This window comes from Paraburkholderia largidicola (assembly GCF_013426895.1).
Taxonomy (GTDB): domain Bacteria; phylum Pseudomonadota; class Gammaproteobacteria; order Burkholderiales; family Burkholderiaceae; genus Paraburkholderia; species Paraburkholderia largidicola.
The window spans coordinates 867743-891898 of record NZ_AP023175.1; the positions used below are offsets into that span (position 1 = coordinate 867743).

General features: G+C 63.2%; 25 protein-coding genes. 6 read left to right on the forward strand and 19 right to left on the reverse strand.

Annotated elements, in window-relative coordinates; translation table 11 throughout:
* Window positions 1–27: 27 nt before the first annotated feature.
* The 8 genes from PPGU16_RS20480 to PPGU16_RS20515 form a co-directional block, all read right to left on the reverse strand.
* Window positions 28–1173 carry a porin gene (locus PPGU16_RS20480; protein WP_180724595.1) on the reverse strand — a complete coding sequence of 382 codons (1146 nt, stop codon included), beginning with the start codon at window positions 1171–1173 and terminating at the stop codon, window positions 28–30.
* Between the two features lie 88 nt (window positions 1174–1261).
* Window positions 1262–2890: a 3-(methylthio)propionyl-CoA ligase gene (locus PPGU16_RS20485; RefSeq protein WP_180724596.1), complete on the reverse strand. Its 1629-nt coding sequence runs from the start codon at window positions 2888–2890 to the stop codon at window positions 1262–1264.
* A gap of 2 nt (window positions 2891–2892) precedes the next feature.
* A complete protein-coding gene (locus PPGU16_RS20490; protein WP_180724597.1) occupies window positions 2893–3288 on the reverse strand; it encodes a Rieske (2Fe-2S) protein in 396 nt (131 codons plus the stop codon).
* A 39-nt stretch (window positions 3289–3327) separates the two neighbouring features.
* A complete protein-coding gene (locus PPGU16_RS20495; RefSeq protein WP_180724598.1) occupies window positions 3328–3888 on the reverse strand; it encodes an RBBP9/YdeN family alpha/beta hydrolase in 561 nt (186 codons plus the stop codon).
* A 19-nt stretch (window positions 3889–3907) separates the two neighbouring features.
* Window positions 3908–4756 carry a TauD/TfdA dioxygenase family protein gene (locus PPGU16_RS20500; RefSeq protein WP_180724599.1) on the reverse strand — a complete coding sequence of 283 codons (849 nt, stop codon included), beginning with the start codon at window positions 4754–4756 and terminating at the stop codon, window positions 3908–3910.
* A 10-nt stretch (window positions 4757–4766) separates the two neighbouring features.
* On the reverse strand, window positions 4767–5747 hold the full coding sequence (locus PPGU16_RS20505; RefSeq protein ID WP_180724600.1) for a quinone oxidoreductase family protein: 981 nt from the start codon (window positions 5745–5747) through the stop codon (window positions 4767–4769).
* Between the two features lie 77 nt (window positions 5748–5824).
* Window positions 5825–7147, reverse strand: a complete 1323-nt coding sequence (locus PPGU16_RS20510) for an MFS transporter (RefSeq protein ID WP_180724601.1) — start codon at window positions 7145–7147, stop codon at window positions 5825–5827.
* A gap of 150 nt (window positions 7148–7297) precedes the next feature.
* The gene (locus PPGU16_RS20515; RefSeq protein WP_042308908.1) at window positions 7298–8353 is read right to left on the reverse strand and encodes a beta-keto acid cleavage family enzyme; all 1056 of its coding nucleotides are present in this window, start codon (window positions 8351–8353) and stop codon (window positions 7298–7300) included.
* 207 nt (window positions 8354–8560) lie between these two features.
* Here PPGU16_RS20515 and PPGU16_RS20520 point away from each other — a divergent pair, with 207 nt between their 5' ends.
* From PPGU16_RS20520 to phaC, 3 genes are all read left to right on the forward strand, one after another.
* Window positions 8561–9562 carry an AraC family transcriptional regulator gene (locus PPGU16_RS20520; protein ID WP_180724602.1) on the forward strand — a complete coding sequence of 334 codons (1002 nt, stop codon included), beginning with the start codon at window positions 8561–8563 and terminating at the stop codon, window positions 9560–9562.
* A gap of 278 nt (window positions 9563–9840) precedes the next feature.
* A complete protein-coding gene (locus PPGU16_RS20525; RefSeq protein ID WP_180724603.1) occupies window positions 9841–10311 on the forward strand; it encodes a MaoC family dehydratase in 471 nt (156 codons plus the stop codon).
* A 15-nt stretch (window positions 10312–10326) separates the two neighbouring features.
* Complete coding sequence (gene phaC, locus PPGU16_RS20530) at window positions 10327–12069, forward strand: class I poly(R)-hydroxyalkanoic acid synthase (RefSeq protein ID WP_180724604.1); 1743 nt, start codon at window positions 10327–10329, stop codon at window positions 12067–12069.
* Window positions 12070–12093: 24 nt separating this feature from the next.
* Here the strand turns inward: phaC and PPGU16_RS20535 are convergent, their stop codons facing one another.
* The 5 genes from PPGU16_RS20535 to PPGU16_RS20555 all read right to left on the reverse strand — a co-directional run bounded on the left by PPGU16_RS20535 (window position 12094) and on the right by PPGU16_RS20555 (window position 15487).
* The gene (locus PPGU16_RS20535; RefSeq protein ID WP_180724605.1) at window positions 12094–13905 is read right to left on the reverse strand and encodes an ABC transporter transmembrane domain-containing protein; all 1812 of its coding nucleotides are present in this window, start codon (window positions 13903–13905) and stop codon (window positions 12094–12096) included.
* A 93-nt stretch (window positions 13906–13998) separates the two neighbouring features.
* Window positions 13999–14244: a hypothetical protein gene (locus PPGU16_RS20540; protein WP_180724606.1), complete on the reverse strand. Its 246-nt coding sequence runs from the start codon at window positions 14242–14244 to the stop codon at window positions 13999–14001.
* Between the two features lie 32 nt (window positions 14245–14276).
* Window positions 14277–14573 carry a 4Fe-4S dicluster domain-containing protein gene (locus PPGU16_RS20545; RefSeq protein ID WP_180724607.1) on the reverse strand — a complete coding sequence of 99 codons (297 nt, stop codon included), beginning with the start codon at window positions 14571–14573 and terminating at the stop codon, window positions 14277–14279.
* On the reverse strand, window positions 14570–14884 hold the full coding sequence (locus tag PPGU16_RS20550) for a hypothetical protein (RefSeq protein ID WP_180724608.1): 315 nt from the start codon (window positions 14882–14884) through the stop codon (window positions 14570–14572). The genes PPGU16_RS20545 and PPGU16_RS20550 overlap by 4 nt, the downstream gene beginning before the upstream one ends.
* 15 nt (window positions 14885–14899) lie before the next feature.
* Entirely contained in the window at window positions 14900–15487 is a 588-nt protein-coding gene (locus PPGU16_RS20555; RefSeq protein ID WP_180725157.1) for an RNA polymerase sigma factor, read from the reverse strand.
* Window positions 15488–15715: 228 nt separating this feature from the next.
* Between PPGU16_RS20555 and PPGU16_RS20560 the strand changes: the two genes are divergently transcribed.
* Window positions 15716–17218: an HdeD family acid-resistance protein gene (locus PPGU16_RS20560; RefSeq protein ID WP_180724609.1), complete on the forward strand. Its 1503-nt coding sequence runs from the start codon at window positions 15716–15718 to the stop codon at window positions 17216–17218.
* A gap of 16 nt (window positions 17219–17234) precedes the next feature.
* On the opposite strand, the gene PPGU16_RS20565 is transcribed toward PPGU16_RS20560, so the two are convergent.
* A complete protein-coding gene (locus PPGU16_RS20565) occupies window positions 17235–18074 on the reverse strand; it encodes an isocitrate lyase/PEP mutase family protein (protein ID WP_180724610.1) in 840 nt (279 codons plus the stop codon).
* Between the two features lie 123 nt (window positions 18075–18197).
* Window positions 18198–18623: an OsmC family protein gene (locus tag PPGU16_RS20570; RefSeq protein WP_180724611.1), complete on the reverse strand. Its 426-nt coding sequence runs from the start codon at window positions 18621–18623 to the stop codon at window positions 18198–18200.
* 326 nt (window positions 18624–18949) lie between these two features.
* On the opposite strand from PPGU16_RS20570, the gene PPGU16_RS20575 reads away from it, so the two are divergent.
* Window positions 18950–19243, forward strand: a complete 294-nt coding sequence (locus tag PPGU16_RS20575; protein WP_180724612.1) for a DUF4148 domain-containing protein — start codon at window positions 18950–18952, stop codon at window positions 19241–19243.
* A 149-nt stretch (window positions 19244–19392) separates the two neighbouring features.
* Here PPGU16_RS20575 and PPGU16_RS20580 read toward each other — a convergent pair whose 3' ends face one another.
* The 4 genes from PPGU16_RS20580 to PPGU16_RS20595 form a co-directional block, all read right to left on the reverse strand.
* A complete protein-coding gene (locus PPGU16_RS20580; protein ID WP_180724613.1) occupies window positions 19393–19947 on the reverse strand; it encodes a carboxymuconolactone decarboxylase family protein in 555 nt (184 codons plus the stop codon).
* A gap of 32 nt (window positions 19948–19979) precedes the next feature.
* Window positions 19980–21317 (reverse strand): aspartate aminotransferase family protein, encoded by a 1338-nt coding sequence (locus PPGU16_RS20585; RefSeq protein ID WP_180724614.1) that lies wholly within the window; start codon window positions 21315–21317, stop codon window positions 19980–19982.
* A 34-nt stretch (window positions 21318–21351) separates the two neighbouring features.
* Window positions 21352–22392: a C45 family autoproteolytic acyltransferase/hydrolase gene (locus PPGU16_RS20590; RefSeq protein ID WP_180724615.1), complete on the reverse strand. Its 1041-nt coding sequence runs from the start codon at window positions 22390–22392 to the stop codon at window positions 21352–21354.
* Between the two features lie 126 nt (window positions 22393–22518).
* Window positions 22519–23379, reverse strand: coding sequence for a MurR/RpiR family transcriptional regulator (locus tag PPGU16_RS20595; protein ID WP_054935105.1), 861 nt, complete (start codon window positions 23377–23379; stop codon window positions 22519–22521).
* Window positions 23380–23613: 234 nt separating this feature from the next.
* Between PPGU16_RS20595 and PPGU16_RS20600 the strand changes: the two genes are divergently transcribed.
* Window positions 23614–24147 (forward strand): hypothetical protein, encoded by a 534-nt coding sequence (locus tag PPGU16_RS20600; protein WP_180724616.1) that lies wholly within the window; start codon window positions 23614–23616, stop codon window positions 24145–24147.
* Window positions 24148–24156: the final 9 nt, after the last annotated feature.

The window sequence follows — 24156 nt, forward strand, 5'->3', positions numbered from 1 at the left end:
ATACTCCCGTTGATGTCCGTGGCGGACTCAGAACGTATGGCGGATGCCGATCATTGCCGCGGTGGTGGACTCTCCCGGCGCAACCGGCGCGCCGTAGATGATGGTCTGGTTCATGGTCCCATGGTTGTCGACATAGCCGACCTGCGCGTAAGCCTTGGTCCGTTGGGACAGGTTGTATTCCGCGCCTATCGCGAACTCGCTCGAATGGTTTGCTGAATTGTTCCGGTCCTTCAGGTAGTAGTAACCGGACGTGATCTTGAAGCGCGGATTGAACTGATAGCCGAGGCCGCCCGATGCCATTTCGAAGTCGGCAGTATTGCTTTTCGCGGGATTCTTGCCGATGCCATAAGACGCGGAGATCGAAAAGCCGCTGATCGTGTACATCGCGCCGAAATAGTAAAAACGGTTGTTGGCGAGACCCGTCGCTGGCACGGCGGGAGCGGCCGGATACGTCAGCGGGAACGGATTGGTATCGTGCCCGTTGTAGTACACGGCAGACAGATTCAGACCGTAATTCGAATATTTGAGTACGGCCGACTCGCGTGTTCCGCCCTGGAACTGACCGGCGACGCCGCCCGGCGCGTATTCGAGCGCCACCGAGGCACCGTAGAATTTCGGCGAGTTGTAGACCAGCGCATTGCTGTCATACAGGGCGCCGATCGGGGCGTTCGTGCTGGTGCCGGGCCAGCCGGCCGCCTGATTCACGCCAAGCCATGCAGTCAGGATACTGCCGAAATACTGCGCGCCACGCACGTCGGTTTCGGCCATCGCGTAGATCATCGGGATGATCTGCCGCCCGGCGTCGAATGTCCCGAAAGGCCCGGATACGCCGATCGTCGCGAACTGGTTGAAGATCGCGGTCGTGCCCGGTGTATCGGCGAGACCGAATTTGCCGTTCGTGGAGTTGAATACGCCTTGCAGCTTGAAGTTGACCTTGTAGCCGCCGCCGATATCTTCGCTGCCCTTGATCCCCCAGAAGCTGGCGTAGATACCGCCGTCCTTGAGCTGATAGACGTGGCCGAGGTTCGGCGCATGCGGCTGAAACGTCGCCGCCGACGTGCTCTGATACAGCATCCCGGTATCGATCACGCCATACAGCGTGACCGACGATTGCGCATGGGCCGCCGTGGCGAAAATCGCCAGCGTAGCAGCGCAGCATGACTTCAGTTTCATTGTGTCTCCTCTAGTCCTATGGATGCCGGAATGTTCCCGGTCGTTTATTGATTGAATGACTGCGTTTCTCTCAGGTTCGCGTCTCGTTTCAGGCCGTCAGGTAATAGTCGCCGAATTGATCTCGCAACTGGTTCTTGAGCACCTTGCCGGTTGCGCCGATAGGCACGGTATCGACGAACACCACCGCATCCGGCTTCCACCATCGGGCAATGCGTCCGTCGAGGAACGCGAGCAATCCATTCGCGTCCAGCACGCTTCCGGGCTTCTTCACGATCAGCAGCAACGGCCGTTCGTCCCACTTCGCGTGCCGCGCGGCAATGCAGACGGCCATCGCGACATCGGGGTGCAGGCAAGCGACGTTTTCGATGTCGGTCGAACTGATCCATTCGCCGCCCGACTTGATGACGTCCTTGCTGCGATCGGTGATCTGCATGAAACCGTCGGCGTCGATCCTGGCGATGTCGCCCGTCGGAAACCAGCCGTCGCGCAGCGGCGACGGGCCTTCGCTGCCGAAGTACGCCCGCGCGACCCACGGACCGCGCACCATCAGGTCACCCGACGCGATGCCGTCCCACGGCAAGGCGTTGCCATCCGGACCGACGATCTTCATGTCGATGCCGAACACCGAGCGCCCCTGCTTCGCCTGGACCGCGTAACGCTCGCTGACAGGCAGCGAAAGCTGATGCGCCTTCAGACTGCAGACCGTGCCGACCGGGCTCAATTCGGTCATGCCCCAGGCATGCAGGACCTCGACGCGATGGCACTCCCTGAAGGCGGCCGTCATCGCGGTCGAACAGGCCGCGCCGCCGACGATCGTGCGCCGCATGTGCGAGAACACGCCCTTGACCGCATCGACATGTGCGAGCAGTCCCTGCCAGACTGTCGGCACACCCGCCGACAACGTGACCTGCTCCGCTTCGATCAGTTCGTAGAGCGATTTGCCGTCGAGCGCCGGTCCCGGAAACACCAGCTTGGCGCCGACCATGCAGGCGATATACGGCAATCCCCATGCATTCACATGGAACATCGGCACGACGGGGAGAATCGCATCGCGGGCCGAACAGTTGAGCGAATCGGGCAAGGCCGCCGCAAAGGTGTGCAGCACGGTAGAACGATGGCTGTACAGCACGCCTTTCGGATTGCCCGTGGTGCCCGACGTGTAGCACAGCGACGAGGCGCTGTTCTCGTCGAGCAGCGGCCAGTCGAATACGTCATGGTGAAGATCGATGAGATCCTCGTAGCACATCAGCATCGACGACAGGCCGTGCGTGGGCGGCATGTGCGCCCGATCGGTCATCGCGACGAAGATCTTCGGGCTTTTCACACGCGACGCGACACTCTCGATCAACGGCAGGAACGTGAGGTCGAAGAACACGATGCGATCCTGCGCGTGCTCGATGATGTACGCGAGCTGATCGACGTGCAGCCGCGGGTTCAGCGTATGCAACACAGCGCCGGAGCCCGACACGGCGAAGTAAAGCTCCATGTGACGGTAGCCATTCCATGCGAGCGTCGCAACCCGCTCGCCCTGCTCGATGCCGAGGGCCGCCAGCGCATTGGCCATGCGTCGCGCGCGTTGCGCGAGTTCACGGTATGTATAGCGGTGAATATCGCCTTCTACACGTCGCGACACGATTTCCCGCCCGCCGTGATGACGTTCCGCATGCGTGAGCAGCGACGCGACCAGCAGCGGCTGCTGCATCATCAAACCTTGCATTGTTACTTCTCCTGTCTGGTCGCGCAGTGCTGCGCTTCCGGTTGCCCTGCTGCATTGCCGCCTGTTCCGTTCGCCGGCGCCGCGTCGTGCTCGTCGAGAATCAGGACGCGCTTCGAATCGACCGTCGCGACAGCAAACGTGGTGAGGCTCAAGCCGCCCGTTCCGGGCGTGCGCCCCGTGCGCAGATCGAAGCGCAGGCCGTGTGCGGGACAGCGCAGTACGCACCCTTCCAGCTCACCGTTCCCGAGCGACGCACCGTTGTGCGGACACGAATCGTCGATCGCGTAAATCTCGCCATCGACGTTGAAAATCACGACGCAGCGACCGTCGACGAATACCCGCTTGCGCTGGCCCGGCTCGATTTCGCCGGCAACACCCATCCCTACCTGACGTGACATCGCAGGTTCCTTTCCTTGCTCAATGAAGTGACAGTCAGATCAGAGCAGTTCGCGGATCAGCGTCGTCGCCATCGGCCATTCGCCAAAACCCGCAGCAGGATTGAGGTGACCGACTTCGCCGAGATCGACGAGACGGCTGCCCCAGTCATGCGCCATGCCTTCCACACGCTCGAACTGGGCGAGCGGATCGTTGCGGCTCGCAGCGACGATGCTCGGAAACGGCAGCCGTTCGCGCGGTATCGGATGCCAGCCATGCATTGCCAGCGCATCATGCGTCGGATAACCGGCCGGCAGCGGCGTTTCGAGATCGGCAGGGGTGGCGAGCAGCGCGCCGTGAATCCTGCCGTCGTGCTGCCTCGCCCAGTGCACCGTGATCATCACGCCCGCGCTATGCGCAACCAGAATGACCGGGCCGTCGATTTTCGCGAGCGCCGCATCGAGTGCCGCGACGCGCGCTGCGCAACTGAGCCCGTCGTGTTCGAGCGGCGGCACGGAAGCCGCATTCGGCAACGCCTGTTCCAGCAGCGTTTGCCAATGCCCGGCGACGTGGTCGCGCAAGCCAGGCACGATCAGAATGGTCGGTGTGATAGCGAGAGTCATGACGACGTTGCCTTTCCAGTCAATACGGCTTGTCGCCGATGATCCCGGCGCGCTCCATCTTGCGATGGCACGGCGGGTAGTCCATCACCGCGTAGTGTTGCGTGCTGCGGTTGTCCCATATCGCGATGCTGTTCGGCTTCCAGCGCCAGCGCACCTGGTACTCGGGTACATAAGCCTGGCTGACCAGATAGCGCAGCAGGTCGCCCGCGCCCGGATTCGCGTCCTGGCCGAAGCGCACCCGTGCCGGCGTGTGATAGTTGGTGAAATGCGTGGTGAAGGCGTTCACGAACAACACCTTCTCGTCTGTTTCAGGATGCGTGCGCACCACCGGATGCTCCGCATCCGGGAATTGCGCCTTCAACGCGTGGCGTTTCTCGACGGGCATGACGGCGCCGAAACTCGCCTCGATGCTGTGGCGGGCACGCAAGTCCGCGATCTGCGTCTTGATGTGCTCCGGCAGGTTCTCGTAGGCGAGGACCATGTTCGCCCACATTGTGTCGCCGCCCACGGGCGGGCACTCCACGCAGCGCAGCACCGCGCCGAACTGCGGCGCTTCCCGCCAGGTGGCGTCGGCGTGCCACGCGTTCTCGTAGCGATCGTTGGGCTGGTCCGGATTCTTGTAGATGCGCACGAGGCCCGGATGATCCGGATCGCTGCCGGCGACGGGATGATCTTCCAGTTCGCCGAAGCGGCGCGCGAACGCCACATGCTCGGTGCGCGTGATGTCCTGGTCGCGCAGGAAGACCACCCGGTGTTTCAGCAGCGCCGCGCGGATTTCCGCGAACAGGCCGTCATCGTGGATCGCATCGGCCAGATGCACGCCTGTCAGTTCGGCGCCGATCGTATACGTCAAGGGTTCGACTCGCATGGCATGCCCCTCAGATGACGAAGACCGACGAGCCAGTCGTCTTGCGCGATTCGAGGTCGCGGTGCGCTTGCGCCGCATCCTCGAGCGCGTAGCGCTGGTTGAGTTCGATCTTGATGCGGCCCGCCGCGATATGCCCGAAGATTTCGCCGGCAAGTTCGTTCTTTTCGGCAGGGTCGGCGATATAGTCGGCCAGCGCCGGGCGCGTCATATACAGCGAGCCTTTCACTGCCAGCATCTGCGGATTGAACGGCGGGATCGGACCCGACGCCGTGCCGACGCAGACCATCAGACCGCGACGCTTGAGCGAATCGAGTGACGCCTCGAAGGTGTCCTTGCCGACGCTGTCGAATACCACGTTCACGCCCACGCCGCCCGTCAGTTCGCGCACGCGCTTCGCGACGTCCTCGCGGCCGTAGTAGACGATGTGATCGCAGCCATGCGCGCGGGCAATCTCGCCCTTGGCTTCTGTCGATACCGTGCCGATCACGGTCAGGCCCAGCAGCTTCGCCCATTGCGACACGATCAGCCCGACGCCGCCCGCAGCCGCGTGCAGCAGGATGACGTCGCCCGCCTTGAAGTCGTGGATACGTCGCATCAGATACGACGCCGTCAGGCCGCGCATGGTCATGCCAGCAGCCGTTTCGCTGGAGATCGCATCGGGCAGCTTGATGAGGGGAGCCGCAGGCACCAGACGTTCGGTGCTATAGGCGCCGAGCGTATTGACGAAGCCCGTGTAGGTCACGCGATCGCCCACCGCGACGTTCGTCACATCCGGACCAATCGATTCGACCACGCCCGCCGCCTCGACGCCCATCCCGGCAGGCAGTGGGACGGGATAAAGGCCACTGCGGAAGTAGGTGTCGGCAAAATTCAGCCCCACTGCCTCGTGACGCAGACGGACCTGCCCGGGGCCGGGATCGCCCACTTCAACGTCCTCGTAGCGCAAGACTTCGGGACCGCCCGTTTCATGGAAGCGCACTGCCTTTGCCATGTTGAATCTCCTATCCATTACTTGAACTGCAAGTTGTCTTTGGCCTGCGGCGTAAAGCACGCGCTGCCATTGTTCAGTCACCGTGCGGCCTCTTCACGGAGCGTATCCAGACGCTCGAGGTCGCTCGCGTAGTTCCGCTTGCCGATAAAAAACGCGATCGCTGCGATGAGCGGCGCAAACGGCACGATCTGCAATGCGCCGAGCAGCCCCAGCCGGTCGGCAATGATGCCCGTGAGCACGGCGGCGGGCGCCAGACCCAGCAGGTTGTTCGCGAGCGTCAGGGTCGCGAACGCCGATGCGTGGATCGACGGCGGCGTGAGGTTGGCCACCATCGCACCCGACGGGCCGCTCGCCCCGGCGCAGAAGAACATGCCGACGCCGATCACGATCAGTTGAAACGGCCCCGCAGGCATGCGAAAACCGATCGCGAGCAACGTGAAGCATGCGAGGCAGAAGCCGATCGCCGCGCTCCACTTCTGTTCCCGCCCGTTCTTGCTGAGCCGGTCGGCGAGACTGCCGCACACCACCATGCCAAGACCCGTCACCAGCACGAACACCGCCGCGCTCGTCGCAGCCTTGCCGGTAGGCATGCCGTAGTAGCGATTCAGGAAGCTCGGCATCCATGCCCAGACAGCGGCGGGAACCAGCAGATGGATACCGCTGCCGACATAGGCGCACACCACCGACTTCGTCGAGAACAGCCCCTTCATCAGTGCGCGCAGACTCATCCGCACACCGAGCCCTTCCGACTTCTGTTTCAGGCTTGCCGGCTGCAACTGCGCGAGACGCTTTTCGGTCACGACCAGCATGTAGACGATCACCAATACGATCCCCAGCGCCGCCATCGCGCCGAACGCCATGCGCCAGCCCATCTGGGCCGCGACCGCGCCGCCCAGCGCCATGCCCAGCACCGAGCCGAACGCCCCGCCCGCCATGAATGCGCCCGTCAGCGTGGAGCGCAGCCGCGCGGGGAAAATGCTCAGGACCACGGCGATCCCGACACTCCCGTACGCCGCCTCGCCGATTCCGACGAAGGCCCGGGCGAGCAGCATTTCGCCGTAGTTCGTCGAAATCGCGCAGCCCAGCGTCGCGAGACTCCACATCGCCGCCATCAGGACGATGCTCTTCACGCGCCCCCAGCGGTCGGCGAGCACCGACAGCGGAAAGGTGAGCACGCCGACCATCAGCGCGACCACACTGCTCAGCGAACCCAGCCGGGTATCGGACAGGCTCCATGTGGCTTTGAGCAGCGGAAACACGGCATTCAACACCTGCCGCGACATGTAGTCGGAGAGCAGCAGCCCGACCGTCAGCGCAAAGACGATCCACGCATAGCCGCGCACGTCTGCTTGTGTGGCGGGTACATTGCCCGCCGTGGGTTCGGCATGCTGCATGAGCATGATGTGTCTCCTTCGTCCCGCTCTAGCGGCCGTCTTTGCCCGCAGGGCACAGCGACCGGCTATGGATATCGTCTCTCGCACCCCGGCGCGAGCCGGGGCGTCCTGCCTTCGAAGCCGACGACCATCAGGCCCCGGCTCGACACCTGTCCATCACGCCGCGCGCAGCGGCAGATTCCTGACGCCCGTTTCGCGGTTCGGCGCCATGCCGTTGGCTGCGAGCGTTTCATCGGCCGTCTCGTACTGCACGCCGATGCGGTAGATCTCGCGCGCTTCCTTGCCCGTGGCAATCTCACGGCCGAGTTCGCGCGCGACGCGCACGCACTGCTCGATCTGCTGCACGGACGTGAAGCGATTGCCGTGCTGGTCGATGATGGTGTCTTCGATACCGCAGCGAGGATGCAGGCCCATCGACATTGCCATCATGTTGAACGGCAACACGTTCTTGAGCAACGACTCGGCAGTCAGGGTGCAGCCATCCGGCGCGCGATGCACGAAATTGAAGAAGTTGAACGGATTCGGGCCGTCGAAGCCGCCGCCGATGCCGATCCACGTCAGGTTCAGCGGGCCTTTGTAGACGCCCTTGCGCACGAGGCGCTCGAGCGTTTCGAGTGCGTGAATGCCCGTGAGCTGGAAGTGCGGCTGAATGCCCGATGCCTGCAGACGGCGCAGATGCTCTTCGACCCATGCCGGGCCCGCAGGCACGGTCATCTCGCTGTACGCAGCCATGAACGCCGGATTGGACAGCGAGGTGCCTGCCAGGTACTCCGGATAGAGCAACTCCATGATGTTCATCTGCGTCGTGTTGATCGCGACCGTCACCTGATCCGGCTTCGGGTCGAGATCGGCCAGCATGTGACGCGTATCGTCGGACAACCACTTCGCGGCCTGTCCGTCGTTTTCCGGTGCGAACGAAATCGAGCCGCCCACCTGGATGATCATGTCGGGCACGGCGGCACGCACACCTGCGATCAGTTCGTTGAACTTCGACAGGCGCTTCGAGCCCTTGCCGTCCAGTTCACGCACGTGCAGGTGCAGCACCGTGGCGCCGGCGTTGTAGCAATCGACGGCCTTCTGGATCTGTTGATCCATCGTCACCGGAATGTCTTCGGGGAAGTCAGCCGGCATCCATTCCGGACCGTACGGGGCCGTGGTGATGACGACCTTGTCCTGGTTCTCCGGGTGGAGCGAATCGTCGAGAAACTGCATCTTGTGTCTCCGGTGTGGGGTGAGGGTGTTCCGGTGGCGCGTCGTATCAGCGAAAACACCAGAACCGATATCCGCACAGTAAGGGAATCACGCGATACACTTTTGTGATTGGGCGCCAATGTTTTAGCGTTTCATGCCACTCCGTGAAAACACTGAGCACCGGGGAAGCGTGAACTGGCGGCCGACACGTTCTATGCGGGGATAGCAATGGAAACGATGCTGCGATCAGTGGCGATGGGCGGCTATTTCGATGTGACGCGGCGGCTCGGACTGAACCCGTTCGAGCTCGTGCAGCAGGTCGGGATCGATGCGGCAGCGCTGGCCAATCCGGAAGATCGCGTTCCCGCCGCCGCCTGCTGCCGGCTTGTCGAACTGACGGCCGAAAAGGCGTCATGTCCGACCTTCGCGCTGCAAATGGCGGAAACCCGCCAGAAGTTCGGGACGGGCGTGGTCAATGTTCTGCTCGCCCACAAACGCACATTGCGCGAGGTGTTGCTCGCCGCAGCCGAATACCGTCATCTGCTCAACGAAGCGCTGGCGGTCTACGTCGAAAACGCGGGCGACACGGTCACCATCCGGGAGGAACTCGTCGTCGAACCGGGCACCCCGACCCGACAGTCGATCGAACTGGCCGTCGGCGTCCTCGCGCGCCACGCCAGCGCCCTGCTCGGCGACCACTGGAAACCGCGCACCGTCCACTTTGCTCACGCCGCGCCCGCTGACCTGACGTTTCATCGACGGTTCTTCGGCTGCTCGCTGCAGTTTGGGAGCGACTTCAACGGCTTCGTCTGCGCGGCGGCCGATCTCGACTACCCGAATCCTGCCGCCGATCCCGAACTGGTGCGATACGCCGAAAGCCTCGCCACGCCACTGAATGCCGCGAGTACCGACTCCACTGCACTCGAAGCGCGCAAGGCGATCTACCTGCTGCTGCCGCTCGAACAGGCCACGGTCGAGCTGGTTGCGCGGCATCTGCATCTGAGCGTACGTACCATGCAGCGCCAGCTCGAATCGGCGGACACCAGCTTCTCGACGCTGGTCGAGGAGGTCCGGCGCGAACTGGCCGTGCGCTATATGAGCAATCCGCGTTATCCCGTCGGCCGGGTCGCGGTGTTGCTGGGCTACTCGCAACAGGGATCGTTCACGAAGTGGTTCACTTCGCAGTTTCGTATGACGCCGCGCGACTGGCGCAACAGCCGGTCGAAATGACGATTCGGCTGGCGCGGTCATCCCCCACGCCGCTTTTCCCCTGAAGCATCGATTTCGACGCACTGGCGCACGCCAGCGCGCGAAGCTCCCGCTTTGCCGCGATGGCCGGCATGGCCTGCTTTGTCACTGCAACGGCAGATTTGGACACCGGCATCGACCGACCCTGACAGTACGATGTCAGGCACGACATACCGCTCGGACTCACTGGCCGATGCAACTCCATGACGTGGCAAGACACGATGAAGGTGGGGTATGCACGCCGGCAACTGGAAAAACGCATGAACGAACTGAACGGTTTCGACTACGAAGACCTGCAACCTGGCATGCGCGCCAGCTTTGCCAAGACCATCACCGAGGCCGACATTCTGTTGTTCGCTGGTGCGTCGGGGGACATGAACGCGGTTCATATCAACGAGCAATTTGCGCAGACGACGCCGTTCAAGGGGCGCATCGCGCACGGCATGCTCACCGCGAGCATCATCTCGGCGACCATCGCCGGCCGGCTGCCGGGTCCGGGCACCGTGTATCTCGGGCAGAACCTCCGATTCAAAGCCCCCGTTCGCCCAGGCGACACGGTGCATGCAGAAGTGACCATCAAGGAACTGATCCCGGAGAAACGCCGCGTGGTGATGTCGACGGTCTGCACGGTCGACGGCAAAGTCGTGATCGATGGCGACGCGCTCGTCATGCCGACTTCGCGCGACAGCGTGGGCAAGACACCCACGGATCTTTCCGTGAATAAAAGGTAATGGCCGGGATTCGATATGAAGATGTTATTTAGCATGCCAGACGAGTTCGCTACAGGCTTGCTCGCGTCCAGCTTCAATTTCTGGCGAGGACTGCCGCTTACCAACCGTCCCGACATGACCGTAACGGACGCCGAAGGTAACGAGATTCATCCCGTCGAGTCCGGCGCGCCGAGCATCATGATGCGTGCCCAGACCCGATACTGGCAACAGCAGACAGGGCTTTGGAGCAGCGTCTTGACCCGCGCGCTCGGCGCACAGCCGGGCACGAATCCGGTTGTGGAGCCTGCGCGTGGCGACCGGCGCTTTCATGGCGAAGAATGGTCCGGAAATGGCTGGTTTGGTTTTTTGAAGGAAAACTATCTGATCAACGCCCAGATGCTCGAAGACATGACCGAGGCGAGCGCGTTGAACGAGAAGGAAAAGCACAAGCTCCGCTTTTACATGCGGCAGTTTATCGACCTCGCGAGTCCTGCGAATTTTGCTGCAACGAATCCCGAAGTAATCCGGCGTGCGCTCGAAACCAGCGGCAGCAGTCTGCTGGCGGGCTTCACGCATCTGCTGGAGGATATGAAGCAAGGCACCATTTCGATCACTGATCAAAGCGCGTTCGAAGTGGGACGCAGCGTCGCCGTGTCCGAAGGGTCGGTGGTATTCGAGAACGATCTGTTTCAGCTGATCCAGTACGCACCGCTCACGCCAACGGTCGCGGCGCGCCCGCTGGTGATCGTCCCGCCTTGCATCAACAAGTTCTACATTCTCGACCTGCAGCCTCAGAACTCCTTTGTGCGCTTTGCCACTGAGCAGGGACACACCGTGTTCATGGTGTCATGGCGCAATGCAGACGCGCAGACGGCTCAAACCAGCTGGGACGACTATCTCGAACATGGCGTGATGAAGGCGATCGACGTCGCGCGCACCATCAGTCGCGCCGATCAGGTCAATGCGTTGGGCTGGTGCGTCGGCGGTACGATGCTGTCGTCCGCCCTCGCGGTGATGCGCGCCAATGGCGACGAGTCGGTATCCAGTGTGACCTTGTTGACGTCGTTGCTCGACTTCAGCGAACCGGGCGACCTCGGCGTATTCATCGACGAAGCGGGTGTCGCGATGCGCGAGCAGTCGATCGGCCGCGGTGGACTGTATCCGGGGCGCGAACTCGGCTTCACCTTCCAGACGCTACGCGCGAACGATCTGATCTGGCCGTACGTCGTGAACAACTATCTGAAAGGCAAGACACCGGCCGCGTTCGATCTGCTGTACTGGAACGCGGACACGACGAATCTGCCCGGGCCGATGTATAGCTGGTATCTGCGCAACATGTACCTCGAGAACAATCTGCGCGTGCCAGGCAAGCTCACGATGTGCGGCACGGCCGTCGATCTCCAGCGCATCGACATGCCCAGCTATCTGCTTGCGACGCAGGAGGATCACATCGTTCCATGGCAATCCGCGTGGCGCTCGACACAATTGCTGGGCGGTCAGGTCGAATTCGTGCTGGGGGCTAGCGGCCATATCGCTGGCGTCATCAATCCCGCTTCGAAGAACAAGCGCAGCTACTGGACGAGCGGCGAGTCTGTCAGCGACGCCGATGCATGGCTGGCGTCCGCCGAAGAACAGCCGGGTAGCTGGTGGAACCATTGGATCGTCTGGCTGAAGCAGCATGCGGGCGAACAGGTGAAAGCGCGCACGCGGCTGGGCAGCACGAAACACCGGCCGATCGAACCGGCGCCTGGCCGGTATGTGAAGGTGCGGGCGGACTAACGTTCGCCTCACTGCCTCACTGCCTCACTGAGAGTCGACGTGAGCACGCAAGATGTCGCGCTCCACAGGCTTGCCGTGCAGCTCGCCAAACTGCAGTGCCGCAAGCTGCGCATACAGCGGCGAACTCTGCAGAAGCTCTGCGTGACGCCCTTGCGCGACGATGCGCCCCTGATCCAGCACAACGATACGATCCGCTTGCTGCACGGTAGCGAGCCGATGCGCGATCACGAGCGTCGTACGGTTCAGCGCGGCGTTGTCCAGCGCGGTTTGCACGAGCCGTTCGCTCGCGGCATCGAGCGCGCTGGTCGCCTCATCGAGCAGCAGGATGGGCGGGTTCTTGAGAATGGCGCGCGCGATCGCAAGGCGCTGACGCTGACCGCCCGACAGCCGCACTCCGCGCTCCCCCAGGAACGTGTCATAACCTTGCGGCAGTTCCTCGATAAAACCGGCGGCTGCCGCCATCTCAGCGGCGCGCTGCACCTGAGTGAGCGTTGCGTCGGGCATCCCGTAGCGGATGTTGTCGAGCACGCTCCCCGAAAAGATCACCGATTCCTGCAGCACGACGCCGATCGCCTTGCGCAACGAAGCCAGCGACACCTGATTCGTCGGCACACCGTTGATCAGGATGTCGCCGGACTGCGGTTCGTAAAAGCGCAAAAGCAGTTGAAACAGTGTTGTCTTGCCCGCGCCCGACGGCCCGACCAGCGCGACATGCTCGCCCGGTCGCACATCGAGCGAGAAGCCCGACAGCGCAGCGATGCCGGGACGCGACGGATAGGAGAAGCTGACATCCTGGAAACGGATGCCGTCTCCCTGTGCCGGCAGCGGCACCGTCGTCTTGGCCTCTTCCACCGGCGAACGCGCGGCCAGCAGCTGCAGTAGCCGTTCCGTTGCGCCGGCAGCCCGCTGCAGATCACCCCACACTTCCGCGACGGCTCCCACGGCACCCGCCGTGAACACCGCATACAGGATGAACTGGGACAACTGGCCCGCAGTCATGTGTCCAGCGAGTACCGCCTGCGCGCCCAGCCACAGCACGAACACCACGGCGGCGAAGACGAACACGATCACCACGGCCGTCAGCGACGCGCGAGCGCGAATGCGTGTGAGTGCCGTATCGAAGGCCAGTTCTACCGCGCCACCGAAGCGCTTCGCCTCGTAGGCCTCCTGCGTGTACGACTGCACCGTCGGCATCGCGTTGAGCACTTCACCCGCCAGCGCGCTGGCGTTCGCGATCTTGTCCTGGCTCGCGCGCGAAAGCCGCCGCACGCGCCGTCCGAAGATCACGATGGGCGCGACCACCACGACCAGCGTCGCAATGATGTAGCCGGACAGCACCGGGCTCGTCGTGATCAGCATCGCGATGCCGCCGACGGCCAGCAGGACATTGCGCAGTCCAAGCGACAGGCTCGTGCCGACCACGGTCTGGATCAGTGTGGTGTCGGTGGTGAGCCGCGACAGCACCTCGCCCGTCTGCGTGGTCTCGAAGTATTGCGGGCTCATCCGCATCACGTGGTCGTAGACGGCACGCCGCAAATCAGCCGTGACGCGTTCGCCGAGCCACGACACCCAATAGAAGCGTAGCGCCGTCGCAGCGGCGAGGATCAGCGAGACCACGAAGAGCGCGATGAAGTAGCGATCGATATGCGTGCGGTCGCCGCTCGCAAAGCCACGGTCGATCAGGTACTTGAACGCCACCGGTAACGCCAGCGTCGCGCCCGCCGACGTCAGGAGCGCCAGGAACGCGAGCGCCCAGCGCTTCGCATAAGGACGCAGGAACGGCAGCAGGGCAAAAAGCGGAGCGACACGTAACGTGCGCGCGGCGGTATCGGGCATGGAGATGTCTGGGTGGATGGGCGACAGGGGGATTATGTCAGCCCGTGAACGGGAACGTCCGCGTGACGGTTCGCCGTCGGTTGATGTTTGTCGCTAGAGAAGATTGTCGTCTTCCCTCGTCAGTGCGTCACGGGCATGTTGTCGTTCGAGTCGCGCGGCGGCGTCCAGCAGATGAACGCCGGCAGGCGTCAGCATCGGACGACGCCATCCGCCAACGCGTGGCTCGAGCGAGATCAGCCGGTAATCCAGCAAGGTATCGAGTTCGACACGCGCCGTGTCGATCTGATCGGGTGCGCTGCGCACGAGCATCAGCGTGGCCAGTTCGTGTGGACTGAGCATGGTCGTTGCCTCACTTTGATGTAGACGCCCGTTCAGCGCATCTTGACGAGCGTGATGGCGTGCTCGGGACACGCCGACACACAATGCCCGCATGCGCGGCACGCGTCTGCACGCGTCGCGTAGGCGACCTTCATGCCATGCACGCGCAGCTTGAAACGTTGTAATGGACGGAGCGTCTGGTAATCGGCCGCATCGATACGGCGGATATCGAAGACGTTTTCAGGGCAGACAACTGCGCAATCTGCCTTGCCTTCGCAACGGGTGAAATCGACCTTGGGGACGATCACGCCGGGCGGCTGTTTGCAGGCCGAAGTGGCATTGCGTGTCATGTGCCTGCTCCTTCGTTCTGGCGGCCAGCCGACGCTGGGTCGTTGCGCAGCCGCTCCCGCTCCTGCTGCGTCATCTGTTGCCAGTGACGCCATTGCCTCGCTTTGTAGCAACCGCCATGTCCCCGGAATCCACCGAAAAGAATCCGGCAGAGCACGAGCAGACCTATTGCGCGCGGATAGTCGATCGCATGCGCATCGATCACGAGGGTCGGGATGATCCAGTTCCATAACCTCATGACGATCCAGCCCATCAGCGCAATGATCAGCACGATCAACAGCGCCTTGGCGAAAATTTTGCGGCGGAAGTTCATTGCATTCTCCTTGGTTCATATCTCGAAGTCGTCGTAGGACGACCGCAGGCGCTCGCGCAGATGCAGTACCGCGTAGCGCTTGCGCGCGAGCAGCGTGTTGACGCCGACGCCCGTCGCAGCCGCCATCTCCTTGAAGCTGCGTCCGTCCAGCTCGTGAGCGATGAAGACCTCGCGCTGGTTCGCGGGCAACTCGTCGAGCGCGGCGCGCAGTGTGTCGAGCAGTACCGCGCGTGCGTAAGCGGCCTCGGGTCCGGCATCGGCGGAGGGCAGTGTCAGGTCGAGGCGGTATTCGCCGTCAGCGTCTTCGACATCGGCGGCGTGGGCGGCATCGGGCAGTGGCGCTTCCTTCTTCTTGCGGAAGCGATCGATGATCCGGTTTCTCGCGACGCGGAACAGCCACGCGCCTACCTGCTCAACCGGGTCCGGCAGCCGCCAGGCCTCGACGAGCTCTTCGAAAACGTCCTGAAGGATGTCCTCGGCTTCGTCCTGATCGATGACGCGGCGGCGGATGAAATTGCGCAGCCTCGGACGCTCGCGGGCGACCGCAGCGGCGATTTCGCGGTCCTGCTCGGTCATCGTGCTCGGGGCGTTTGGCGGTTCCATACCCGTGATGACGATCCGCGAAGAAGAATATTGTGGCGCGAGTATCGTCACACAAAACAGGCCGTGCAGCAGGTGCCCTGCATCCTGCCAACGGTTCTCGTCCTCGCCAGAATCGCACTATGATGCGTTGTGTCGCCCGTCCCGCGGCCTAGCCCGAAACGCCCGCGGCAAGCGCAGTCCAACTGGTCTCCCGGTGTATCAATCGGGAAATGCAGCAAGGATGACATCATGGTCCGTCTCGCGATGATTCTTCTTGGTGTCGACTATCTCCGCGTCCGCTGGCGCGAACTGCTGCTAGTCGGCTGCCTGAGTGTCGTGCTCGGCGTGACGATCTTCTGCGATGCGCTCGACGGCGCGCTGTGGTTCCCGATCATCCCGTTTGCCGCCCTGCTGATGATCGAGGGCGTCGCGACGGTGTGCGTCGCATGGACGGGCATGGGCGGCCAGCGCACGCTGCGCTACGTGAAAGGGATCACGTTCATTCTGTCCGCGGCGCTCGTGCTGGTCGGCGGGGAACACGGCAACTTCATTCTGTCGATGATCTTCGGCACGCTGTTTCTCGTGGACGGTGCCCTGCAAATCATCGCGGCGAGAGTGGTCCGCTACCGGAAGTGGAAAATCGCAGCCGCAGGCGGCGTGCTGGAGGTTGCCATCGCAATCTTCTTCTATCAGCCCTACCCCGATCACTATGCGGGCACCGTTGCGTATTGCGTGGCGTTCGGCCTGCTGTTCGGCGGCTGGAACATGATCCTGCTCGCGATGCGCGTACGGCGCATGTCGATCAACCCCGCCGTCGCCGATGAAAAACGCGCGGGACGCGCAACGGCATCGGCAACGGCCGCCACGACGGACACGTCCGCCGAACGGAAGCGCCCGTTACCGGACTCATTCGACGGTCCGCCCGAACCGCACGAGCATGTGCTGACGGTTCACGTGTGGACGCCCGTTGGGACGGTCAAAGGCGAAGCGCGGCGGCAACCGATACTCGACCGTTATATCGCCGCCGTCGACAGAAACGGCTCGATCTCGACGGGGCACGCTGCACTCGAAACGGCCGAAGGCATCTATATCAGCCTGTACCCGGCGGTCGAAATCGAAAGGTCGCCGGAAGAATTCTCGCGGATCCTGCGCGCGACACGCGACAACGATGTGCCCGGTGTGTTCCAGCCTGACTACGCGACGGAATCGGCGGCATGGTGTCCGTCGACGCGGCAGATCCGCATCCGCAATTACGATCCGGAGCGGCTCGAACGGTTCTGGGCCGAGTATCGGCGCGATACGACCTATAACCTTACATACCGCAATTGTTCGAGCACGGTCGCAAAAGCGCTGGAGGCGGCAATCGAAGGCGCGTCGGTGCGCGCCTCGGGAAAGCGAAGCGGCTGGAAGCCGTTCTTTCGCGTGGCGACCACGCCCGAACTCTGGGTCGCGGCTCAGGTCAGAAAGCGCTCGGCGACGATGGCATGGACGCCGGGGCTCACCCTCGACTACGCACGCGCGCTCAGCATGCTGGCCGACCCGCGTCCATCCGGATGGGTGAAGATGGCACGCCTCGCGTTGCAGACGATGTATGCCTCGCGCCAGCGCTGGCGCGCGGAAAAAGCAGCCGCGTCGAATATCGATGATATGGACGCCGTGGACCGTGACTCGGGTTCTGAAGGCGGATTGGAGCCGCTCTGGCAGCAGGCAGGCGACCCGCATTACACGGCAAAACGCCCGGACGCTTCGTAACGCGGAGCCAGTTGCGTTAACCGGTCCTGCGCACGGCCGCGAACAGATCGGTGATGTCTTTCATCGTCGCCGCTTCATTCGTGTACGTGAAGGTGCCGCGCCCGAGCATTTCGTTGCCGGCGCGCAGCAACGCGCCCAGCGCCGCGCGCGCAAGCGCCCCGCCGACGCTGATCCGCTTCACACCCATCTGCGCGAGATCGTCGACGGAAAACGGCATGCCCGCCATGCCCATCAGCACGTTGACGGGCCGGTCGACGGAACTGACGACGGCGGCGATATCCTCGCGCGTTTTCAGGCCCGGCGCGTACAGCACGTCGGCGCCCGCTTCCTGGAAACCCTGCAGGCGGCGGATCGTATCGGCGAGATCTGCGCGGCCGTTCAGATAGTTCTCCGCGCGCGCCGTCAGCGTGAATGGAAACGGCAGCGAACGGGCGGCTTCGACGGCGGCGCGCACGCGCTCGACGGCGAGTTCGTGTGCGTAGATGGGATCGTCGGCGCGACCCGTCGCGTCCTCGATCGAGCCGCCGACGACGCCCGCCGCAGCCGCCTGGCGAATCGTTTCGGCCGCGTCTTCCGGCGCGTCGCCGAAGCCGTTTTCGAGGTCCGCGCTGACGGGCAGATCCGTCGACGGCGCGAGTTCGCCTAGATGCCGGATCATCTGCTCGCGACCGACAGCGTTGTCCGGCAAGCCCAGCGTGAATGCATAGCCGGCGCTCGTGGTCGCCAGCGCCTTGAAGCCGAGCGCTTCGAGCAGGCGCGCCGAGCCGATGTCCCACGGATTGGGAATGATGAACGGCACGCTGGCCTCGTGAAGCGCGCGAAACGCCCGCGCCTTGTCTGCTTGTGTCGTTGTCATGGCGGCTCCATCAATCGCGCAAAGGGATGCGGAATGTTTGGAAAGTGCTGAATGGGAAATTTTGCCCGGACCTGTCTCGCGTGACCGGGCAAAAACAGACAATGCGCACTATGCGCCGCTTGCTCAGGTTTCGAGCTTCGCGTCCATCGTGATCGTCGCGTTCAACACCTTCGAGATCGGGCAACCGGCCTTGGCGTCCGCCGCGGCCTTGTCGAATGCGGCTTTATCGCCGCCCGGAATCTTCACCACGACGTCCAGGTGCGAGGCGGTTACCGAGAAACCGCCGCCGTCCTTGTCGAGCGTGACCGTGGCCGTGGTCGAGATGCGCTCCGGTTTGATGTTGGCCTTGCCGAGTTCGGCGGACAACGCCATCGAAAAGCATCCCGCATGCGCCGCCGCGATCAGTTCTTCGGGGTTCGTGCCGATGCCGTTTTCGAAGCGCGTCGCGAACGAATACTGCGTGTCCTTGAGCACGCCGCTATCGGTGGAGATCGAGCCCTTGCCGTCTTGCAGACCGCCCTGCCAGATTGCTGATGCTTTGCGCTTCATTAGTCGCTCCTGTGTCGGGTTCGTGCTGCCGCGTTCCCCACTACGATGCCGGCCGCGACGGTCCCGCCCGAAATCACGCGGCGCCGGCATCGGTCACGCGTGCTGCGCCAAACCCGTAGGCCGTGGGCGTGGACCGAAGCTTCATCATAGGCGGATATCGGTGGCACTGCCGTGAAGCGGCGTAAATGACCATTATTTCATCCACCGCAAGAATCTTTATCCAATCTGCCGCTTTTTTCATCACCCCTGCGGAAATACACTCTGGTCAACGGTTCGGACATCGGTGTTCAAACCGAACCGATCAACAAATGTTCTCGGAGGTCATCATGAAATCGCTTCTTTCCGCAGTGGTCGTCGCATCCGCTCTGATCGTTCCCGCTGCCGCGTTCGCGCAGCAAGCCAATGGCCCCGTGACGCGCGCGCAAGTCCAGGCCGAACTGGTCGCCGCCCAGCAAAACGGCTCGCTCGACCAGAACGACGTGGCGTATCCGCCCGCCAAGCCGCAATACGGCGCAACGTCGGGATCGACGGAAGTCGGCGGCGTATCGGCTGGCACGTCGCAATCGGGCAAGCGCCCGAGCGTCGAACAACGCATTTTCTCGACGTTCCGCGGCAACTAAGCATTTGCTGCCCGTGACGTGACGCGGCGCGTGTGATCAGACAGTCACGCGCCGCTGTCCAAACAACGAAGGCCCCGGCTGACGCATGATGTCAGCCGGGGCCTTTGCTTTTGCTGCGCCGGATTGCGCCGGATTTGCGCCGAGCCCGCTTACTCGGCGAACGGCAGCGAGTCCTGCCCTTGCGCGCGCATGCCGAACACATTCAGCGTCATCGCGACCAGCGCGTAATAGCCGAGCAGCCCGACCAGATTGATGGCGACCTCGTGACCGAAGCGTTCGACCGTCTTCGCGTACGTCGCGTCGGACACGCGCTTCGTGTCGTACAGTTCGGTCGCGAATGCGTAGATGAGCGCATCGTCGGCATCGGCGAACGAAGGCGCCTGGCCCAGGCGGATCGCCTCGGCATCTTCGGCGCGCACGCCTGCGTCGATGGCGATCGGATAGTGGATGAACCACTCGGCCTGCGCCTGCCAGCGCGAGGCCGTGACGAGAATCGCCAGTTCCGACAGGCGCAGCGACAAGCCCGTCTTGTAGCGGCAGAATGCGCCCAGACGCTGCGCATGCTGCGCGAGTTCGGGACTATGAATCCAGCCGAGAAACGGCCCGTTCAGATTGCCGCGCGGTCCCGACAGGATTTCGTCGAGCACGGCTTTCTGGTCGGGTGTCGCGCGGCTGGCGTCGAACGGAGGCAGGCGGTTGGTCATCAATAGCTCTTCGTGCAGGGTTGGTGGGTCGATCAGGCCGCGCCCGATGCCGCCAGCGCGCCTTCGATCGCATCGGCCAGGCGACTGACGATCTGTTCGATATCGCGCGGCGTGCAGATGAACGGCGGCGCGAGCAGCACATGATCGCCGATCTTGCCGTCGACGGTGCCGCCCATCGGGTACACCATCAGGCCGCGCTGGAACGCTTCGCGCTTGATCGCGGCGTGCAGCTTCAGTTTGGCATCGAATGGCGTTTTCGTCGCGCGGTCCTGCACCAGTTCCACGCCGACGAAGAGCCCGCGTCCGCGCACGTCGCCGATAAACGGATGCTGCGCATAGTGCTCGCGCAGCAGCGAACGCAACTGCTCGCCGCGCGCCTTCACGTTGTCGAGCAGATGCTCGTCGGCAATCACGCGCTGCACTTCGAGCGCGGCGGCGCAGGCTGTCGCGTGGCCGATATAGGTGTGGCCATGCTGGAAAAAGCCGGAGCCGCCTGTGATCGCCTGATAGATCCGGTCGCTCACGAGCGTCGCGCCGATCGGCTGATAACCCGCGCCGAGGCCCTTTGCGATGGTCAGCAGATCAGGCGTGACGCCGTCCTCTTCGCACGCGAACAGGTGGCCCGTGCGGCCCATGCCCGACATGATTTCATCGAGAATCAGCAACACGCCGTAGCGGTCGCACACTGCGCGAATCTTGCGGAAATACTCGCGCACGGGCGGCACCGCGCCCGCTGTCGCGCCGACCACCGTCTCCGCGACGAACGCGGCGACCGTGTCGGAACCGAGTTCGAGAATCTTCTGCTCGAGTTCGTCGGCCAGACGCTGCGCGAACTGCTCTTCCGTTTCGTCCGCGCGCTGCTCGCGATACGCGTAGCACGGGCTCACGTGATGCGCGTCGATCAATAGCGGCAGGAACGGCTCGCGCCGCCATGCATTGCCGCCGATCGCCAGCGCGCCCAGCGTGTTGCCGTGATAGCTCTGCCGACGCGCGATGATATGCCGCCGCTGCGGCTGCCCCACTTCGACGAAATATTGACGCGCGAGCTTCAGCGCCGCCTCGATCGCCTCCGATCCGCCCGACACGAAATACACATGCGCGAGACCTTGCGGCGCGCGTTCGACGAGATAGCTGGCGAGTTCTTCGGCGGGCTGCGTCGTGAAGAACGACGTATGGGCGTACGGCAGCGCCTGCGCCTGACGCTTGATCGCATCGATCACGCGCTGGTTGCTGTGGCCGAGGCACGAGACGGCCGCGCCGCCCGATGCGTCGATATAACGCTTGCCCGTCGAATCGACGATCTCGATGCCCTCGCCTTTGACGGCGACGGGCAAGGTCTGCTTCGGCATGCGGTGGAATACGGTAGTCATGCGCTCTCCTTGAGTGAGCGGAAGCCAGCGACGTTCAGGCCGCCGTGCGTGCAATGAAAGTGTCGAACACGACGGCGCGTTGCGCGTGAACGCGCAGCGCGACACCGTCGTCGCGAAGTTGGAACAGCGCCGTCGCGAGCGTGTTTTCGCCGTCGGGATCGTGTGGATCGTCGCGGTAAATGGGTAAGCCGGTCGGAGTCTTGTCATGCAGCATGTCGACGAGCACGTCGCCGTCGATCTGCGCGCCGCGCTGATCGCGCAGTACGCCGACGCGCGCCTGACGATCGCATGACGAATCGGTGACGATCTGCGCCTCGTCTTCGCAGCCGGGATGAATCATGTGATTGGCGTGGCCGGACATCCACTCGACGCGTTCGACCGAACAGCGCCTTGCCGTCGCCTCGACGCTGAACACGCGGAGATCGCCCGCGGCGCCCAGCGTGTGATGAAAGCCGCTCGCGCGCGGGGTATCACGCAGAAGCTGCACGGCCTCGTCGAGCGTCGATTGATCGAGCACCGCACGCGCCAGGATCATGCGCGGCACGCCCGTCACCGGCCGACGAATACGCAGATTGTTGATCGCCTGCGCGAGACACGCGCGGTTCGCCGCGAACGTGTGGCCAGGCAGCGAGCCGGGGTAATAGAAGCTGACGAAGCCGGGTTTGCCCTTTGGCTGGACGTCGACGAGCCAACCCTTGCCGAGCAGGAACGGATCGCCGTCTTCGTTGTGCGCGATCAGCGTGTCGCCGCTTCGCACGGCGGCGAAAGTCGTGCAGCCGTCGGGCGTGTTGTGCACCAGTTCGCCACGGCAGTTCCACAGGAATATGTCGTCCGGGCGCCAGCCGAGACCCGCCGCCATGCCGTCCAGTTCGGCGAGCTGATCCGGACAATGCGCGTGCGCCGCGTCACGCAACTGCTGCACAAACGCGTGCCCGCGCCACGCCTGCACGTCGCGCCATGCCGCGCTCTGCTGCATGTACGCATCGAACACGGGCCGCGCCAGTTCGCCGAGCTGACGGCCAATGTCAAACGGCTCGCCCGCTATCCGATGCAATTCCCAACTCTGCTTCGACACACGACACCTCGAACATCAATCAACACGCGATGCGCATTTATAGTTCATTACAACATATGTTGTCAATAACGATGCAATGCGCCCGTCGGTTGCTTTTACGTGGACTTGAAGCTCGCGGGCGCCCGATCAGGGCACGTAGGCGCCCTTCGCGTGCAGCGACTGCTCGGCGAGTTCGAGCTGCTGGACGGCGTCCGTGCCTTCGAGCGCGAGCAGATGCGCGACCAGCGACTCCGCAATCGCTGTCGCCGCCACCAGCGACGGGAAGAACGACGGACTTTCGTGCGAGAAGATCAGCACCTTGTCGGCGTTCAGCGCGATGGGCGACACGGCGCTGTCGGTGATGGCGATCAGCTTGCTGCCCTTTTCCAGCGCGGCTTCGGCCACGCGCGCCGCCTCGACGGAATACGGCGCGAAGCTGACGACGACCGTCGCGCTGTCGCGTTCGATACCGCGCAACTGCATTTCGAGCGTGCCCGCTTCGCCTGTCAGCAGCGAAACGGACGAGCGAAACAGCCGGTATCCATAGACGAAACCGAACGCGACGGGAAAGCACGAACGAAAACCCGCGACATGCACGTGCGGCGCGCGCCGCAACAGCTTGGCCGCTTCGACGGTCACGCGGGTGTTGTGCGCCGCCGTCACTTCGAGATTGTGCTGTTGCGCGACGAGCAGATCGTGCGCGAGCGCGTCTTTCGCGTGCCCCTTGACGAGCGAGCGGGCGCGGCTGGTCAGCGGCTCGGGGCGCGTGCGCACGCGCGCGACGAACAGGTCGCGCAATTCGTTCCAGCCCGGAAAGCCCAGTTGCTGCGATAGCCGCACGAGTGACGCGGGTTGCACCTGGGCGCGCTCGGCGACCTTGCGCATCGACGACACGGCGACCTCATCGGGATGATCGAGCAGAAACGCCGCGCCCATCTGGAACTGCGGACTGAGTTCGGAGAAGCGTCCACGGATCAGGGCGGCGAGCTGGTCGAAGGTGTCGGGCATACGGTGTACCGGGGATGAGGATGACAACAAATGTTATCACCCGGTATCGAGCGGGGCCAATGAGGGATGAGCGGGTGATGCGGCGGAAGAACCTACGCGTTCTGTTCGCTCGCCAACACTTGAAAACACGAAATCACCCCGATTGACCTAACGTAATGCAGTAGCACTCGTCAACGATTCGAAAGCAGGTAGACCATCCCGTGTCGCCATTGCGCCCATAACAAGGAGTGAACCATGGTTACTGGCCCTATCGTCAAAGCACCCGTGGATATCCCGGCCCGCTTTGCACACGAAGACATCCTCATCGACGGAGCAATCGGCTTTACGTCGACACCCGCCGGTCCGATGTTTGATCCTTCCGACGACCAGTCGGCAATCAGGATTCCCACGCTCGTTCGGGTCCGTAGCGCAGACGGTGTACCGCTCGAAGGGCTGACCGCACGAGATTTTTCAGCCGCCTTCTGGGGCGCTGGAGAACTGGAGAAAATCAAGGTCTTGACGTGTGATCCGATGCATACCAAGAAGGGGCCAACATCGGAGGCGGGAATCAGCACGTTGGGGATGTACTCGCTCTATTTGAAAATGCCCGAACTCTGGTGGTGGCAAACGCCCGACAACAAGCGGGACATCACCAATCTGGTGTTCATCCTGAACGTTTCGATTCTCGACACGAGAGGGTCGATCGTCGTGAGCAAAACAGGTCAGGTATTTCTGACGACGCCGTGCCTGCATATGCCTCGCGTCTACCGCGAAGAAGACGACGCGTAGTGCGTGCGG